Here is a 15,582-nt window from a genome sequence, read left to right as displayed (position 1 = left end):
ATATTGCATATTGTCTTTGCTTCATTTTTATAGTATAATTGTATTAATAAAATAATACAATTATATCTTGAGAGGAGAACAGGTATGATATTAGTAAATACGGATTATATTCCAGGAAAAAAATTTGAGATGATCGGACTAGTAAGAGGTACTATGATTCAATCCGTACATCTTGGTAAGGACATCATGAACAGCTTCAAGACACTGGTCGGTGGAGAACTTACCTCCTACACAGAGATGATGAACGAAGCCAGAGCTGTTGCTACCAAACGTATGGCAGATGATGCTGCTGCAATGGGCGCAGATGCTGTGGTAAATATCCACTACGCTTCCAGCTCCATCGTACAGGGCGCAGCAGAAGTTCTGGCATACGGAACTGCAGTAAAATTCGTAGATTAAAATTTATTATACCACAAAAGAAACGGTGCACATGAAACACCGTTTCTTTTTTATATCATGATCTCACATCAGTCTCTGCCATTATACTACAAAAGAAGCAAGCAGACATACTAAAAACACGCATTCATCTTCTCCTCTATCCGCATCAATTCCAGTCTTTTTATCTTTTTATCCATCTCATTTTCTGTCAGATATCGATATACACTTTTCGGCACGAACTTCGCCCACTCTTGTTCCATTGCAATACAATTTCGTACCATGGCACCAGTGATTCCTTTTTCCTCTAATGGTCTGTGCCACAGCACTTCTATATTAAGCCCGAGACTTCGCAGTATCTTATATTTTTCTTCATCCCACTCATCGTACATTCCCAGGTAATATACTGCATCTTTCGGAGTATACTGTAACAGATATTCCGGACAGTTAATCGGAAACGGAATAATATCGTATTCACTTTCCGGAACCTTAAATTCCTGCATCGCACCTCTGATCATCTGATACCGTTCAAAATAAGACAATGGATTAGCAGAAGGTTCGCTTCGATTGACATCATTGACCGAATCTCTGGTGTGCATGTTGTCAGGATTGGAAATCCCGATGTATAATTTGTTGCAGCGCATTTTTGCTGCCAGTATATATTCCATATGTTTTAAATGTAACACTTGAAATCTTCCGTTAATTACTCCAGTCTCTATCATATGTTTCTCTCCCTCATTGATTATACTCTTTCGAACGTATATTTAGTATACTCTGAAGTACGGTAAGAATGCAAGGACTTCCCCATTTTCAGATTCAGCCAAGACAAGATAAAACCTCAAGATATCGTTACAACAGTAAGTCTATCTTGAGGTTTTTGAGATCTTCATTCTCTTTCTCTTACTTCAGCAATGCCAGAAGTTCTTCCTTTGGCTTTGCTCCCATATCTCTTTTTACCATCTGTCCATCCTTGAACACCAGAAATGTCGGAATTGACATTACCCGATACTCTCTTGCCAGATCTGGATTCGCATCGACATCCACTTTACAGATCTTCGCATCTGTAACTTCTTCTCCCAATTCCTCTACGATTGGTCCTACCATCTGGCACGGTCCGCACCATGTTGCCCAGAAATCCACCAACACTGGCACCTTAGATTCTAATACTTCTTCTTTAAAATTATCACTGGTTAAATGAATCACTGACATAATGATTACCTCTCTTTTTATGATTTGTATTTTTCTGCCATCCAATATCTGACAGTTTGTTTTCTACACAAAATAGTATAACCCATTTTCGGCAATAATACCATCTATATTCATCATTTGCTCTCATCTGACAGCTTCTTTCTTAAAAAGCGGCGACGATATTTCAAATCCGCATAATCTGTTATTTTCTTCAGATATACACTGTCTGCCAATCCTCCTGCGACTCCGACAATCGGAATTCCCTGAAGAAACTTCATATAAAGAAGCGCTTCTGCTAATTGTCCAGCTGCCCGATGGAGCAATTCATTCTTATCCTCCATTGAAGGAAGGTCGCTGTCAATCTCCGTGTTCAGCCAGTTATTGGACAATATTAATTTTTCACTCCTAAGCAAACTTGTCTCAATAATACCCAGAATAAACATCTGCTCCTCTTCCGTATCATATTCGAATCCATAACTCAGGGCTATCTCATAGATACTTTTTAACAAAACAGCAGTAAAGATCGGGATGTCTGGTACTCCAATCCCAAGAATTCCAAGTCCTGCCCCCTCCACTCCTGAGATGAGAAGATTCTTCGTCCTACTTTTTCCAGCCTGCCTGGCAAATGCTTTTACATTCTTCCTGTTTTTCTTCTGCTCCACTGCACTGACATTCTCCTGATAATTCTGTTCGTGCTGTCCTTTGCGATAAGTTTTCTCAATGATACCTGTCCCATGTTCAAAGACCATTTCAAAAGCCTTCACGAAAGCAGCGTGCAGTGTATCTTCCAATTTGTCCGGGATCTTATCCGAAAGCTTTTGCTTAAGGACAGATTCCTTCTCCTGGATATTCTTCTTAAGGAAACTTTGTTCCTTTTTCTCCAGAGCTTCCCATTCCTTTTTCCATTTATCCTTTGTAAAAAACATGCCGGAATCCTCCTGATTATTCTTTAATCAGAAAAAACGAGAGGCATCCAGCCTCTCACTTAACAACTTCATCATTCGGTCAATTTTTATTTTACTGTCCTGTCAGAACCGTCACAGGACTCATCAAGATGAAGGAGAACTTCTCTGTTCTCACATATATTATATGTAATTTATCACTAAAAAACAATATCCTCATTAAAATGTTATAATTTTTGTAACATATTTCTTCTTCATGCGTCTAATTGGCAAGTAAAGGAGGTGACGGAATGAAGCAGGATATTGAAGAACTATATGACCGTTTCTTTCATGATGTGTATCTGTTTGTCTTATCAATGAGCAAAGATCCACATATTGCGGAAGAAATTACGCAGGAAACCTTCTTCAAAGCATTAAAGGAAATAAAGCATTTCCGTGGAAATTGTTCCGTCAAATCTTGGCTCTGCCAGATTGCCAAAAATCTCTACATCTCTTATACGCGCAAGAAAAAGACGGTTCACTCGGAGTTACTGGAACAGATGTCCGATTCCACCAATCTGGAAGATTCCTATATCCAGAAGGAAGAAGCCATCTCCATTTATAAGATTCTACATTATCTGGAGGAACCATACAAAGAAGTCTTTGTCCTGCGAGTGCTCGCAGACCTAAGTTACAAAGAAATAGCCGAGATATTTGAGAAGCAGGAAAACTGGGCGAGAGTTACCTATCACCGGGCAAAATTAAAGGTTCGGGAACTTATGTCAAAGCAGACAGATACTTATTAAGTTTATTTCTCATTTTTATATAAGATAGGAGCGTTTGAATATGAGCAAAATTCCTTGTGATATTATTAAAGACCTGCTGCCATTATATGAAGATCATATTTGCAGCGAACAGAGCAAAGACGCAATCGAAGAGCATCTGATAGAATGCGAAAGCTGCCGTGAATACCTGGAAGCTATGCAGGCGGACTTACCTTCCATAGATGTGCCTTCCACTACAGATCATTCTAATGAAGAAGCAGAATTTCTCAGACGAATCTCTCATAAGCTTACTTTCCAAAAAGGGATCCTCTGTGGAATACTACTGAACATCTTCCTGATACTTTCCGTATTCACTGAAAATCATGATATTCATGAATATCTGAAAAAGCTTCCTATTTTTGACATGCGCTTGAAAACAGAATCTATCCAGGTAGATGAATTATACCAATTAGATAATGGAGACCTCTATTGCACAATAAAAACAGAAAAACCATTTACCATAATCTCCAACTCTTCTATAGAGTCTTCAGAATATGACTTCTGGGAATCTTACGATGATGGTTGGAACACAATCTCACTGCGCCGCTCCCTTTGGAACGAAATATTCCATCCTGATAATACCTATACAGAATTATCATTTGTCGTTTCACTTCGGGAAGTAATTGAAAATGAAGTTGGGAACCCGTCCATTCATGAAAGCAATGCTTTTTATTATGAGGGGAAAGGTGATGAACGTCTCTTAATCTGGAAGGAAGGACAGAAACTGGAATCTGCGCCCTACACCATCGAGGAAAAAGTCGAAAAAGAGAAGATACCTCAATCTGATGACGAAGATCCTATATTTATTCTTTATTGAAGAATCAAATAATTTCATGTAGTTGTACTGGCATTACGCCAGTACAACTACTCGATACTCTGCTTCAAAGGTTTCTCCTGCTTCCAGGGTATTTCCCCATTCCCGGTCTTTTAATTCGCCATCGAACACCTCGCTGTCACATCTTCCATACCATGGTTCAATGCAGACGAATGGTGCATGTTTTTTCGGCGGTGACCAGATTCCGACTAACGGCGCATTGAATTCCACTGCCAGATATTCTTTTTTATCACTGTCCATTAAGGCAACTCGCTGTACCTGATGATTCTCGATGACAAGTGCATCTCCATCAAAGAGATTCTCGGTGATCGGAAGAATTCCTTCCTGAAGGCCATACTTCTTTTTCTCTGTGGTCACCATACCACCCTGACCGAAGATAGTATTAGTGAAACTCTCTGGCACGGTTCCATCTGCTTTACGGAAAGCTATGTAATCATCAGACTGCTTCTCTCCTTCTCTAACCGGACAGAAGAATGCCGGATGTGCCCCAATGGAAAAGTACATGGTCTTATCATTGGTATTCTCCACCTTCCACATGACCTTAACAGCATTTTCTTCCAGATGATAGCCGATCTCCAGATGAAAATCAAATGGATATACTTTTTTCGTCTCTTCTGTTGCATCCAATGCAAACCATACCTCATTCTCTGTCTGGCTAAGAAGGTCAAAATCCATATCCCTTGCAAATCCATGCTGATTCATCGGATATTCCACACCTTCGTGACGATATACCTTATCCTTGACCCCACCGACAAACGGGAAAAGTACCGGTGATGACCGATTCCAATACTTTGGATCTGCATTCCAGAGGTACTGCGTATCATTTTTCTTTTCCCGGATAGAACTTAATTCTGCACCGTGAATATTTACCATAATCTCAAGTTTCTCATTTTCCAACTTTACTTTCTGCATATGATTATTTCCTTTCTGTTTTTTTCTCGATTAAAATTTTTGCTTTTTCAGATATTCTCCAACCATACGGAATTCATCTTCATAGATACAATTGGGCAAGGTTCCATCTGCTACTTTCTGCCTGCATTCTTCATAATCCATCCAGATTACTTCTTCTACTTCTGATTCCTGAAGTTTCAGATTCTCAATTTCTACCGGTTCTGTATACACGTACACCGAACTTAATTCGTTATCTTTAAACAATCGATCATAAAATACCGCTTCAAAGGATCCCCGATGCTCTCCTACATAATGTAATTGCTCTTTCACCGCATGAATGCCCAGTTCTTCCTGCATCTCACGGACTGCTGAATCCAGGATCTCATCTCCTGTTGCCACATGACCTGCCGAAGAGATGTCGTAGCATCCGGGATTCGAATCCTTGCATGCACTCCGCTTCTGTAACAGTACGTCATAACCACTCTTCTGATTCTTCCTTACAACCCACATGTGTACCGTTGCATGAAGACTTCCTTCCCTGTGTACAACTCCACGTTCACGTATTACTCCAGACTTCGTACCATCTTCATTTAACACATCGAATAATTCCATCGGTTTCCCATCCAGTGATGCATCCACCAGTTTATCCTGCCCGTCATAGACTAATTTCAAGGAAAAGAAGTCCTTCCTTTCATCCATCAACCGAAAGAAGATCTTATCACCTTCCCAGATATTCAACTTCCAGACATCTTCGATATCCACCCATTCCAGTTCTCCTTCGTCACAAGGTATGGGCTCCCCTTCAAAACCATCTGCCGTAAAAAGAGACATATATTCCGTCACTCCATTGCCGGATACAAAGGTAACAATTCCCCGATACCGGTAAGAAGTCAGCGTATATCCGGTCTCTTCCCGTACTTCCCTAAGCAGACACTCCTCAGGACTTTCATCTGCCTCAAAATGTCCTCCGACCCCAATCCATTTATCCTTATTTACATCATGTTTCTTAACGGTTCTATGGAGCATCAGATATTGGCCATCCCGTTCCATATAACACAAAGTACTTAAACCTGTCATCTTATTTCTGCCTCTTAATTCCCTGATATTTTCTTTCAAATTATGTTATACTGTCTACTATGAATATCATACCGAAAATACAGGAGAATTGCAATGAATCGTGTCATTGATTATATCATAGATGAAGCCGATGACGGCCTTCGCATCGAACAATACTTACGCCGCAAAGGTTATTCCGGACAGAATCTGGCAGAGATTAAGCGTATGCCCAAAAGCGTTCTGGTGAATGGAGAACATTATTATATGAAGCAGGAGCTTAATACCGGAGACCATCTGTCTATCCATATCTGCGAGACCAAATGTTCCGAGAAGATTCCGCCGATACAGATACCGTTGGATATTGTGTATGAAGATGAGGACATTATCGTCATCAACAAACCAGCCGGCATGCCCATCCACCCTTCTTTGAATAACTATACGAATTCCATGGCAAATGCTCTGGCATGGTACTATCAGGAGCAGGGAAAACCGTTCATCTTCCGCTGCTGTAACCGTCTGGATCGGGACACCTCCGGCCTTACCGTTGTCGCCAAGCATCTGGTCAGTGGCAATATCTTATCCGATATGGTGCGCCGTCGAGATATCCATCGGGAATACCTTGCCATTGTCCGGGGACATGTCTCCCCAGAAGCCGGGACGATCAATGCTCCCCTTGCCAGAAAGCCCGGAACCATCATTGAGAGGACGGTTGACTGGGAACAGGGTGAAACTGCCATTACTCATTATCGTCTTATAGAAGAAAGAAATGGGCACAGCCTTGTCTCCCTTCGTCTGGAAACAGGCCGCACCCATCAGATACGAATCCATATGAAATATCTCGGTTATCCCCTCATCGGAGACTACCTCTATAACCCAGACATGGAATATATCGGACGACAGGCACTACACTCCCATCGTCTTTCCTTTACACATCCGATTACTGGCAAGCCGATGGAATTTACTGCACCTCTGCCGAAAGATATGGAAAAAGTACTTATTTAATCTCTGCAATATGATACTCATACCCGCTTTCATCCATCAGGTTTAGATATGGAAGCGGGTCAAAATATTCTGGTGAAAAGACTCCTCTGTCTTTCCAGATACCTCTTGCAATCAATTCGATGGCAAGTGCCGCACCGAATCCCGTCTGTGCCACAACCGCCTGAGAGCCCCATTTCTTCATAGATTCCTGGTTGTCAAATGCCTGATATAAGAAATATGCCTTTTCTTTCCCATCTTTCTTTCCAATACATTCCACACCGACCAGCATCTCGCCGATCATCTCATCCCCAATATCTTTCGGCTGGGGAGCACACGCAGCCACCACGTCTCTTGGGATGACTTCTGTCTCTCCAATCTGTATCGGATGAATACTGCGAAGCCCCAACTTATCAACAACTTTCAGTGCTGTGATCAGATTCTCATCCAGACTAATCTTAAATGTGGCCCGCTGCAATCCATATTGCTTCAGATAACGGGGCATGGTAACCACTTCTTCGTGCTCTACTTTTACCAACGTGTTCTGCCCAACACCATCCGGCATCTCCCAGACTTCTCTCCCGGCAAACGGCTTTTCCACCAGTAGGCCTCCTCTGGATGCATCGTATTCCACATTCGGATTCATCACTTCATCTAATACCGTCCACACATTAAATCCGAACATAATATCATCCGGATCTGCTCCCGGTACGGAGAGATTGCCGCCGTCCTTTACATGGACTTCCGTAATCTCGTCCAATAATTCCGTGGCAGCATATTTCGCAAAGACATTGACGACTCCTGGGTCAATTCCCATACAAATAACCGCCATGCTGCCTTTCTCTTTCCATGCCTCATGACGGTCAAAATTATATTTGGTCATGGGTTCCGTATAGCTGTTCTCGATTCCCAATCCATAAGCCGGATGATCCATCGGTACCGACCAGGTCCCCATATTACCATAATTAATTCCGGTCTCATAAGCTGCATCAAAGATATAGTTGCTGGCAAAGGGTGGTGCCGCATCCATCAGGAAATCAATCTGGTGCATCAAGGCAAGCCGCATCATCGCTTCTTTATCAGTTGCATTCACCTCAGCAGCTTCAAATCGACAGTCTTTTCCTAACTTTTCAACCACTTCCTGCGCCCTGTTCTGGTCAAAATCACATACCAGCACATACTCCAGCCATTCACCCTTCGGATCTCGCCACTTCATGACCTTCAAGATACTTTCGCCCACTGCTCCCGCTCCAACTAACATCATTCTCATAGTTCCAGCCTCCATTGTTCATTCATGTCATCTGTCACACTCTGTCCTTTTGCCAGTTGGTTCTAGCCTCGTAGGCGATGCTGTCCGCATTCTCTCCAAAGTTCCGTGGGACTACCTTCCTTTTGCCTGTCAGTTTCCGCCAGAGTAAGATGCATAACCCTGGGTTTGCTTCTTCGGCCCCTTATAATGGTGTCTAGGGCAGCCGTTAACCGGATCTATTCAATTGTCTGTTTCTAATAATTCATTTTATCGAATCCGGGCATCCCCAGTCAAGTATGAATCTTCTATTATATCCATAATATACAGTTCATGGAGTGCCCGTGTCGCGCAGATATACCGGAATTGCCGGAAGAACGGATGCTCCTGTGTTCCTCCTGCGACAAAGACCTGATCAAACTCCAGACCCTTGGCCATATAGAATGTCGTAACCGTAATTCCTTTTCGGAAGTTTGAACTGTCCCTGTCAATATAGAAGACATCTTCTCGCTTCTTTTTCAGATACTCATAAATCTTCCGGGCTTCCTCTTCTGTCATTGTAAGTACCGCTGCCGTTTCATATGGTTCCACTTCTGGGCGGCCAATTACCCCAGTACTTACATTGACTCGCTTCAGAACAGCTTCAACAGCATCCTCCCAGGTTGACAGCTGCATCTCTTCTACTTCTTTTCCATGGCGCTTAATATACTCAATTCCTGACACACCATTCATTGATTCCGCATATTTCGCAATTTCAATAGTGTTACGGTAACTCTTGTTCATCTCAATCTTACATATATTCTTTCCAAATATTTTTGGAAGAAATCTTAATACATCCTGCATCTTCTCCCCGATTGTCTGAGCCCGGTCACCCAAGATCGTCATATTGCAGGCGAACATTCGCTCCAGAATCACATACTGCAGATAAGAATAATCCTGCATCTCATCAATGACCAGATGGCGGATATTCTTATGAGCTGTCACTGCACAGAGGCGATATCGAAGATAGAGAATCGGATAGACATCCTCATAATCCAGAATTCTCCGCTCTCTTGGAAGATCTGGGAGAAGCGGCCATCCATTCTCTTCCAGCAGCCAGTTGTAGATCTCATACAAGTCTGTCGTTACGTACATTTTCTGGAATTGTTCTCGAACCACTTCCAGTTCTTCTTCCGACAGATCTCTTTGATTCAGTGTCTCATATTCGTCAATAAAATAATCCATCAATGCTTCTACTCTGGATAAAAGCGGCACATTCTGGAATTTAAAATAGAACATCTCCAGCAATTCTTCTGCCGTCTTCTCATACCCTTTATACTTCACATCCCGAAAATCAATCAGCCGGTCTTCCAATTCTACCAGGAATCCCTCTACTGCACGCACATATTCTTTCGACTGCTTCCATTGATATCTCTCCTGATCCTGTATGCTCTGCCCATGTAACATCTTTTCAATCTGATGCCACCTGTCTTCACAGTCAGCCACAGTTCCCTGGAGTTCCCGGTAGGCAAACAGATCAAAACTCATCTCCTGGATATTCTCTTCCCCTAATTCCGGCAGAATATGGGAAATATAATCGGAAAACACACTATTCGGCGACAAAATCAAAATATTTGATGAATTCAGATTCTTCCTGTCATGGTACAGCAGATATGCAATCCGATGCAGTGCTACCGAAGTCTTTCCGCTTCCTGCTGCTCCCTGGATCACCAGAATCTTATCCTTCGTATTGCGAATGATCGCATTCTGCTCCTTCTGGATGGTGCGTACAATATTCTTAAGCTGTACATCACCGTTCGCACCTAGCTCCTGCTTCAGGATATCGTCATCGATCTTCAGGTCACTTTCAAATTCATAGATCATCCTGCCGCCGCGGATCTTATACTGCCATTTTGAAAGAATCTCTCCTTCCATAGTACCGGCAGGCGCAACATAAGAAGCAGGTCCCTTATCATAATCATAGAACAAGCTGCTGACCGGAGCACGCCAGTCATAGATCAACGGCACACTGCCTCTTTCTTCTGCAAAATTCCCGATTCCAATATAGAAGGTCTCTGCTTCCTCTTCCCCTTCATACTGAAAATCTACGCTTCCAAAGAACGGAGAATCCAACATCTTCTTCATTCTATGACGCTTCTTTTGATTCTCCTGATTAGCATTCACCTGTGCCAGAAGAGCCTGCTGATTATCATAATTCTCATAGCCATACTGGTCCATCTCTGTATAGTTCTCCCAGTAATACTCATTCATTCCCGCAATATCCTTCTGCACTTCCTGAATGGTATCTCCAAGTTCCAGGATTCGCTGTCTTAATTTTTCCGTTACCATATTCAGGAAATCTGTTCCTCTGCTCATACCATGTCTGCCTTTCTGTCCTCTTATCTAATATCGTGTCGTGCATAAGCACACAGCCCACAGGCATAAATATCCATATGCCCTTGGTTCTGCTGTTTACAATAATGTAGTATGTCTCAGTATACACTGTGAAAAGTCAGAAGTCAAAAAAAGTGACAGGAAAAATATTCCCTGCCACCTCATAATATACTATATATTCTATTCAAATACGGTCTGTTCTTCTACCGGAGTCTGAAGTGCTTTTAATGCACGTCTTACCATACTCTTACGGATCTTCTTTGAATCCACTTCACCCTGCGTTGGATCACCCAATGGGTAAGGAATACCAACACCCGGAATAATTCTATTTGCGCCAATCGTCAATGAAATCGGCACTACTGTTGCCATATGAACAACTGGGAGACCATATCTTTCAATGCCTTTTACCATCGTTGCACCGCAACGTGTACAGGTACCTCATGTGCTGACGAGGATGACGCCATCTACATGATTCTCTACCAGTTTTTTCCCGATTGCATCTCCGAACTTGGCAGCAGAACCTGTTGCCGTACCAGTTCCTGTCGTTGAACAGAAGTAATTTGCCAGTTCCCCAAATTCTCCGTCCTTCTCCATCTCACGCATAACATCCAGAGGAATGACCAAGTTCGGATTCTTCATAACGAACTGACGGTCATATCCACCATGAATCGTAGTAAAATCATCCGGTGACATTTCATCCATACCTTCAATGGAATATACGCCAAACTTCGTTGCATTGGAGGATTCAATATGATCCGGATTACCCTGTGGTACGATACCACCGGAAGTAACCAGTGCAATCTTTGCCTTAGTAATATCCGCAATTGGGGCTGCCGGATCGACGCGGTCGAACTTCGGCATCGGAAGGTCTGTGTCAAATTCCTCGCCTTTCATCTTCTTGACCAGCATCTGAATGGCTCTCTCAGATCCTCTCTCCTCTGCAAAATAATTCACACGGATTCCTCTCTCGTGATAGCCTTCTTCTTCCGGCCCAAGAACCTCTGCTCCTGTCGCCAGCTTTTTCACCAATGCTGCCAGGTTCGGCATAGATTTTCTCAATGTGGCTGCCGAATCTCCTGTCTTGACAATGATCAGATCCTTACGGAACATATCTACACCTGGATTCTCTTCATATTCTGCCGTGATAACCGGGATACCCAGTCTCTCTTCCACTGCTTTACAGATCGTGCCGCAGGCAACACCATAACGTCCTGCATTAAAAGCCGGTCCTGCCACGAACACATCCGGGGCATATCCTTTTACCATCTCTATAATCGCATCTGTCGCTTCATCCAGATTCTCACCGAAATAATTATCGCCACAGATGACGGTTGCAACAATCTCATAGTCCTCACCAAGAGCTGCAGAAAGCGCAAGTCCTGGTCCTACTTTTCCTTCCTGAATCGCTGGCTTATAATCTGCCTTGTCTTCCCCACCGATTCCGCCGAAGAACTGATTAAGATAATGCACAATCTTATATTTTGCCATAACCTCTGTTCTCCTTTCTTAATATCCTTTTGCAGCCAGTTTGTTAAATCCATTTGCGATAGTAGACGCAATGATAATCTGAAGCTCTGCCTCAAAAGAACCATCTGGATTCACACATCCTGCCCATCCGCCGATCTGACTCTCGATATATTCCATTGTACCAATGACTTTATCCATTGCCGGGAACTGAAGCGTCGCATTTCCCTGACCACAAGATGCCAATGCGGTTGCTTCCTCACAGGTATCCGCAAGAGACTGTGACTTTCCATCCTTTCCCGGGAACTCATCGGTGATCAATACCACTTTAACACCTTTGCGCTCTACTTTCCGGCAGTTCATCATCAAGTCTGTATCCGGATTACCGTATCCTTCTTCTGTAATCAACACGCCATCAAGGCCCATCCACTCTGCAAGCTTTGCAACCATATCGGAATGTCTCTCTTTATCTGCAAGGAATACATTCTCATTTGTAAGGATAACACCCATAAAATTAATATCTTTTCCATGATGCTTGAAGCAGTCTTCAATAACCGGATTGTGCAGATGATGATATGTCGTAACCTTGTCACATGGAGCCACACAGTTACCGGAAACAATCGCACCGTCCATGATCTCTGTCGGATACATAAATGTCGGTACCATCTGCTTTGCATCTACTCCGTAATAATAGGTATCATGCAGAAGCCCCTGTGACTGCAGCATATGTACATATCCTACCTTCGGAAGATCCGGGTACATCGCAGCCTGTTCAAAGATTGGCTTGGTCTCAAATACTTCCAGTGTATCAGGCTCTACGTCTCTTCCTGCCTCACCAAGATAAGCTGCAACTTTCAATCCGGCCATTCTCCCTGCCTTCTCATATACATGAGTCTCCAGTCCTTCTTTCGGCTCAATTACCACGCACAGATTCACTGTCTTTGAAAATGGGCAATAATCTGCTGCCGGTCCGCTCATGTCAATGACACCTTCCTGGAAGCCAACGATTCTTCCGACCGTTACCACACAGCAACCATCCAATGCATGAGTACGTCCGCCGCCTACCTGCGGGGTTACCTTTCCGATCACTCCCGGAAACATCTCGCCTCCACTTACCTTTACACGCGGTTCAATAACATCCTTAACCGGTGTAATTCTTGTGGAATCTCCAGGCCTTGCAATCTCCAAATGACATTCCAGTAATTTGTCATCTTCCAGCACCATGGCTTCCACTTCACCTTTGTTCACATAGAGCACATGATTCTCGACATAAGTCCGGTCCGCAAACTGAATGTCATTGATAGCAATTTTTCCAAGTTCCAGTTTCATGCTTAATCCCTCCTTCTAGTTTTTTACGATTGAATATTTCTATAAATATTCACAATTTATTCATAATAATTATACTATTCTTTGTTGAAATCATCAATATTTTATTCTATTTTTTCTAATATTCTGTACTTTTTTCCAGTTTTTCGAACGAAATTATCATCTGTTAATACCCATTTTCCGTAATTTTCTACAAATCTGCCAATACAACGGCAATCAAAAAAAGATTGATACGCAGAACATACTCTATTTCTGACGTATCAATCTTTTCTGTGCCATTCTATATATGATGTTGGGGTCAAAAGCCCCCAACTATGATGCTTACGGATTGTTCCGTGCTACGCACTCCCACAATCTGGTTTGTACTTTAAGATATTCTTGGAATAATATTATCAACGACCGATAAATCAATCGTCTTGAAATCTTCTGAGACTCGTTCACTGTACCTCTCCGGTGTAGGTGCAATCTCCTGCCATTGCCGGTATGTCTCGATACATTTCTCGATCAGCAGAATATCCTCTGTATTATCTTCCTTTCCCTTCGGATATACGACCACAGAACGATAAGGCGTCTGGTTTGGCTTCAGACTGGAAGCCTGCGGATGCGTCAAAAGCTTATGCCGGTCATAGACAAGATCTCTTGTCTTGATTAATACCTCCTCATAAGTATTCAGTAATATTACAGTTAAATCATTCTTATATTTTTCATAGACACGGTCGTTATTTGTAATCATGATTGCTTTTTCCAGATCCCACATATTAACATCCACCTTTTGTACTTTTTTAACCTTCTACTACACTTCTTTCAGGATATTCTCATCATAGCTTGGTTCTGCATGATGTCCGGGTCGGACAACAAGAAATCGGTCTTCCGGCCAGTCTCCATCCACCATCTGCTTCAAGATGGAATGATTTCCCTGAATTAATTCGTAAGACCAATTCTTTTCTGCCGCTTTCTCTCTCGCCTGTTCTTCATATTCCGGGAAATCCAGTTCCGGCCATCTTATATAGGCTGCACCTTGATAATGCTGCGTAAATTCAGACTCGATCTCTACTGCACGTCTTGCACGCCTCTCATTGCCATGATAACGAACCAGATACATGTCATATCTACGCCTCAGATAATCCTCATCATCAACATTATCCAACTCCACAAATCCCGGGGAATAATAAAATGTACCCGGATTCTTCTTGTAATATTCCATGTACATCTCCTTATCTCCCATAAGAAGCGTAATACAATCATGTGCCTTCGGAATGACAAGAGGATACCTCTTACTGGACAGGCCGGTCACCACATTCGAACACAGACCATATCCCAACAGAATCGCATCAAATTCATATTCTTCCGTGTCATTGGAGTAAATATGACGATTCTCATCGATCATATTGATCTCTTCCTGAAGAATCTTCTTCAAATGCTCCGGTCTGCTATGTATCTTCTGTTGTATCAGTGTTACATCAATAATATTTTTACACGAAAAGATGACACTGGCAATCTCTCTTTCTAAGATCTTACAGCCAAGTAACTTGTATCTCATCAGTCTAATCTCTCCATTTCCTCATGAATGGTGTCTTCACTGGCAGCCATAGCCTGTAAAGTCATGGTAAGAAGTTTTTCAAGCTCCCAGCCAAGCTGACTGGCTCCGCGTTCTATCACTTCTCTTGAACATCCCATAGCAAAATTCTTACTTTTATACTTTTTCTTAAGAGATTTTAATTCCATATCTTTTGTGCTCTTTGAAGGGCGCATCAATGCTGCCGCCCAGATAAGACCTGTCAGTTCATCTACTGCAAAAAGTACCTTTTCCATCTCATGCTCCGGCTCGGTCTCAATGGTAATTCCACAACCCACTGTAATTCCGTAACCATGTGATACCACACTATGGATAATTCCCTCATCTACGCCAGCTTCCCGCAGCATCTCCGGGGCTCTCAGGCAATGCTCTTGCGGATACAATTCAAAATCAATATCGTGAAGCAATCCTATAATCCCCCAGTACTCTGCATCTTCACCATAACCCAGTTCATTTGCATACCACTTCATAACCGCCTCAACAGTTAGTGCATGTTGAATGTGAAAAGAATCCTTGTTGTATTTTTTTAATAAACTCAATGCCTCATCTCTTGTTATAACTGCCATTAT

16 protein-coding genes are annotated in these 15,582 nt (G+C 42.6%); 4 read left to right on the top strand and 12 right to left on the bottom strand.

Annotation, left to right across the window (positions count from 1 at the left end):
- Positions 1-84: 84 nt before the first annotated feature.
- Positions 85-399 (top strand): YbjQ family protein, encoded by a 315-nt coding sequence (locus ABE613_RS05955; protein WP_235232524.1) that lies wholly within the window; start codon positions 85-87, stop codon positions 397-399.
- Positions 400-509: 110 nt separating this feature from the next.
- On the opposite strand, the gene ABE613_RS05950 is transcribed toward ABE613_RS05955, so the two are convergent.
- The 3 genes from ABE613_RS05950 to ABE613_RS05940 all read right to left on the bottom strand — a co-directional run bounded on the left by ABE613_RS05950 (position 510) and on the right by ABE613_RS05940 (position 2,489).
- The gene (locus tag ABE613_RS05950) at positions 510-1,097 is read right to left on the bottom strand and encodes a nucleotidyl transferase family protein (RefSeq protein WP_235232523.1); all 588 of its coding nucleotides are present in this window, start codon (positions 1,095-1,097) and stop codon (positions 510-512) included.
- 178 nt (positions 1,098-1,275) lie between these two features.
- Positions 1,276-1,584 (bottom strand): thioredoxin, encoded by a 309-nt coding sequence (gene trxA, locus ABE613_RS05945; RefSeq protein WP_235232522.1) that lies wholly within the window; start codon positions 1,582-1,584, stop codon positions 1,276-1,278.
- Between the two features lie 113 nt (positions 1,585-1,697).
- A complete protein-coding gene (locus ABE613_RS05940) occupies positions 1,698-2,489 on the bottom strand; it encodes an EcsC family protein (protein ID WP_347375933.1) in 792 nt (263 codons plus the stop codon).
- Between the two features lie 266 nt (positions 2,490-2,755).
- Here ABE613_RS05940 and ABE613_RS05935 point away from each other — a divergent pair, with 266 nt between their 5' ends.
- Positions 2,756-3,250 carry an RNA polymerase sigma factor gene (locus ABE613_RS05935; RefSeq protein ID WP_347375932.1) on the top strand — a complete coding sequence of 165 codons (495 nt, stop codon included), beginning with the start codon at positions 2,756-2,758 and terminating at the stop codon, positions 3,248-3,250.
- A gap of 40 nt (positions 3,251-3,290) precedes the next feature.
- Positions 3,291-4,085: a zf-HC2 domain-containing protein gene (locus ABE613_RS05930; protein ID WP_347375931.1), complete on the top strand. Its 795-nt coding sequence runs from the start codon at positions 3,291-3,293 to the stop codon at positions 4,083-4,085.
- Positions 4,086-4,118: 33 nt separating this feature from the next.
- Here ABE613_RS05930 and ABE613_RS05925 read toward each other — a convergent pair whose 3' ends face one another.
- Positions 4,119-5,015: an aldose 1-epimerase family protein gene (locus tag ABE613_RS05925; protein WP_347375930.1), complete on the bottom strand. Its 897-nt coding sequence runs from the start codon at positions 5,013-5,015 to the stop codon at positions 4,119-4,121.
- 30 nt (positions 5,016-5,045) lie between these two features.
- Positions 5,046-6,071: an NUDIX domain-containing protein gene (locus ABE613_RS05920; protein WP_347375929.1), complete on the bottom strand. Its 1,026-nt coding sequence runs from the start codon at positions 6,069-6,071 to the stop codon at positions 5,046-5,048.
- Between the two features lie 93 nt (positions 6,072-6,164).
- Here ABE613_RS05920 and ABE613_RS05915 point away from each other — a divergent pair, with 93 nt between their 5' ends.
- Positions 6,165-7,052 (top strand): RluA family pseudouridine synthase, encoded by an 888-nt coding sequence (locus ABE613_RS05915; protein WP_347375928.1) that lies wholly within the window; start codon positions 6,165-6,167, stop codon positions 7,050-7,052.
- Here the strand turns inward: ABE613_RS05915 and ABE613_RS05910 are convergent.
- From ABE613_RS05910 to ABE613_RS05880, 7 genes are all read right to left on the bottom strand, one after another.
- Positions 7,045-8,298, bottom strand: a complete 1,254-nt coding sequence (locus ABE613_RS05910; RefSeq protein WP_347375927.1) for a saccharopine dehydrogenase family protein — start codon at positions 8,296-8,298, stop codon at positions 7,045-7,047. The two genes, ABE613_RS05915 and ABE613_RS05910, sit on opposite strands and share 8 nt — an antisense overlap.
- 246 nt (positions 8,299-8,544) lie before the next feature.
- A complete protein-coding gene (locus ABE613_RS05905) occupies positions 8,545-10,629 on the bottom strand; it encodes a HelD family protein (RefSeq protein ID WP_347375926.1) in 2,085 nt (694 codons plus the stop codon).
- A 198-nt stretch (positions 10,630-10,827) separates the two neighbouring features.
- Complete coding sequence (gene grdF / locus ABE613_RS05900; RefSeq protein ID WP_347375925.1) at positions 10,828-12,135, bottom strand: sarcosine reductase complex component B subunit beta; 1,308 nt, start codon at positions 12,133-12,135, stop codon at positions 10,828-10,830.
- 18 nt (positions 12,136-12,153) lie between these two features.
- Positions 12,154-13,440, bottom strand: coding sequence for a sarcosine reductase complex component B subunit alpha (gene grdG, locus ABE613_RS05895; RefSeq protein ID WP_235232514.1), 1,287 nt, complete (start codon positions 13,438-13,440; stop codon positions 12,154-12,156).
- Between the two features lie 364 nt (positions 13,441-13,804).
- A complete protein-coding gene (locus tag ABE613_RS05890; RefSeq protein WP_347375924.1) occupies positions 13,805-14,194 on the bottom strand; it encodes a GrdX family protein in 390 nt (129 codons plus the stop codon).
- A 36-nt stretch (positions 14,195-14,230) separates the two neighbouring features.
- On the bottom strand, positions 14,231-14,977 hold the full coding sequence (locus ABE613_RS05885; RefSeq protein WP_347375923.1) for a DUF1638 domain-containing protein: 747 nt from the start codon (positions 14,975-14,977) through the stop codon (positions 14,231-14,233).
- Positions 14,977-15,579 (bottom strand): HDIG domain-containing metalloprotein, encoded by a 603-nt coding sequence (locus ABE613_RS05880; RefSeq protein WP_347375922.1) that lies wholly within the window; start codon positions 15,577-15,579, stop codon positions 14,977-14,979. Before ABE613_RS05880 ends, ABE613_RS05885 begins: the two co-directional genes overlap by 1 nt.
- Between the last annotated feature and the right edge of the window lie 3 nt (positions 15,580-15,582).

Origin of the sequence: Dorea chungnamensis (assembly GCF_039832125.1) — a bacterium.
Classification (GTDB): Bacteria; Bacillota; Clostridia; order Lachnospirales; family Lachnospiraceae; genus JAFBIX01.
This window is presented reverse-complemented; position numbering and strand designations above follow the sequence as displayed.

Bases quoted from the DNA above. Each gene is read 5' to 3' on its own strand.
- ABE613_RS05920 (WP_347375929.1), bottom strand. From the start codon at position 6,071: ATGACAGGTTTAAGTACTTTGTGTTATATGGAACGGGATGGCCAATAT.
- ABE613_RS05955 (WP_235232524.1), top strand. From the start codon at position 85: ATGATATTAGTAAATACGGATTATATTCCAGGAAAAAAATTTGAGATG.
- ABE613_RS05925 (WP_347375930.1), bottom strand. From the start codon at position 5,015: ATGCAGAAAGTAAAGTTGGAAAATGAGAAACTTGAGATTATGGTAAAT.
- ABE613_RS05905 (WP_347375926.1), bottom strand. From the start codon at position 10,629: ATGAGCAGAGGAACAGATTTCCTGAATATGGTAACGGAAAAATTAAGA.
- grdG (WP_235232514.1), bottom strand. From the start codon at position 13,440: ATGAAACTGGAACTTGGAAAAATTGCTATCAATGACATTCAGTTTGCG.
- ABE613_RS05880 (WP_347375922.1), bottom strand. From the start codon at position 15,579: ATGGCAGTTATAACAAGAGATGAGGCATTGAGTTTATTAAAAAAATAC.
- ABE613_RS05935 (WP_347375932.1), top strand. From the start codon at position 2,756: ATGAAGCAGGATATTGAAGAACTATATGACCGTTTCTTTCATGATGTG.
- ABE613_RS05910 (WP_347375927.1), bottom strand. From the start codon at position 8,298: ATGAGAATGATGTTAGTTGGAGCGGGAGCAGTGGGCGAAAGTATCTTG.
- ABE613_RS05915 (WP_347375928.1), top strand. From the start codon at position 6,165: ATGAATCGTGTCATTGATTATATCATAGATGAAGCCGATGACGGCCTT.
- ABE613_RS05885 (WP_347375923.1), bottom strand. From the start codon at position 14,977: ATGAGATACAAGTTACTTGGCTGTAAGATCTTAGAAAGAGAGATTGCC.
- trxA (WP_235232522.1), bottom strand. From the start codon at position 1,584: ATGTCAGTGATTCATTTAACCAGTGATAATTTTAAAGAAGAAGTATTA.
- ABE613_RS05890 (WP_347375924.1), bottom strand. From the start codon at position 14,194: ATGTGGGATCTGGAAAAAGCAATCATGATTACAAATAACGACCGTGTC.
- ABE613_RS05940 (WP_347375933.1), bottom strand. From the start codon at position 2,489: ATGTTTTTTACAAAGGATAAATGGAAAAAGGAATGGGAAGCTCTGGAG.
- ABE613_RS05950 (WP_235232523.1), bottom strand. From the start codon at position 1,097: ATGATAGAGACTGGAGTAATTAACGGAAGATTTCAAGTGTTACATTTA.
- ABE613_RS05930 (WP_347375931.1), top strand. From the start codon at position 3,291: ATGAGCAAAATTCCTTGTGATATTATTAAAGACCTGCTGCCATTATAT.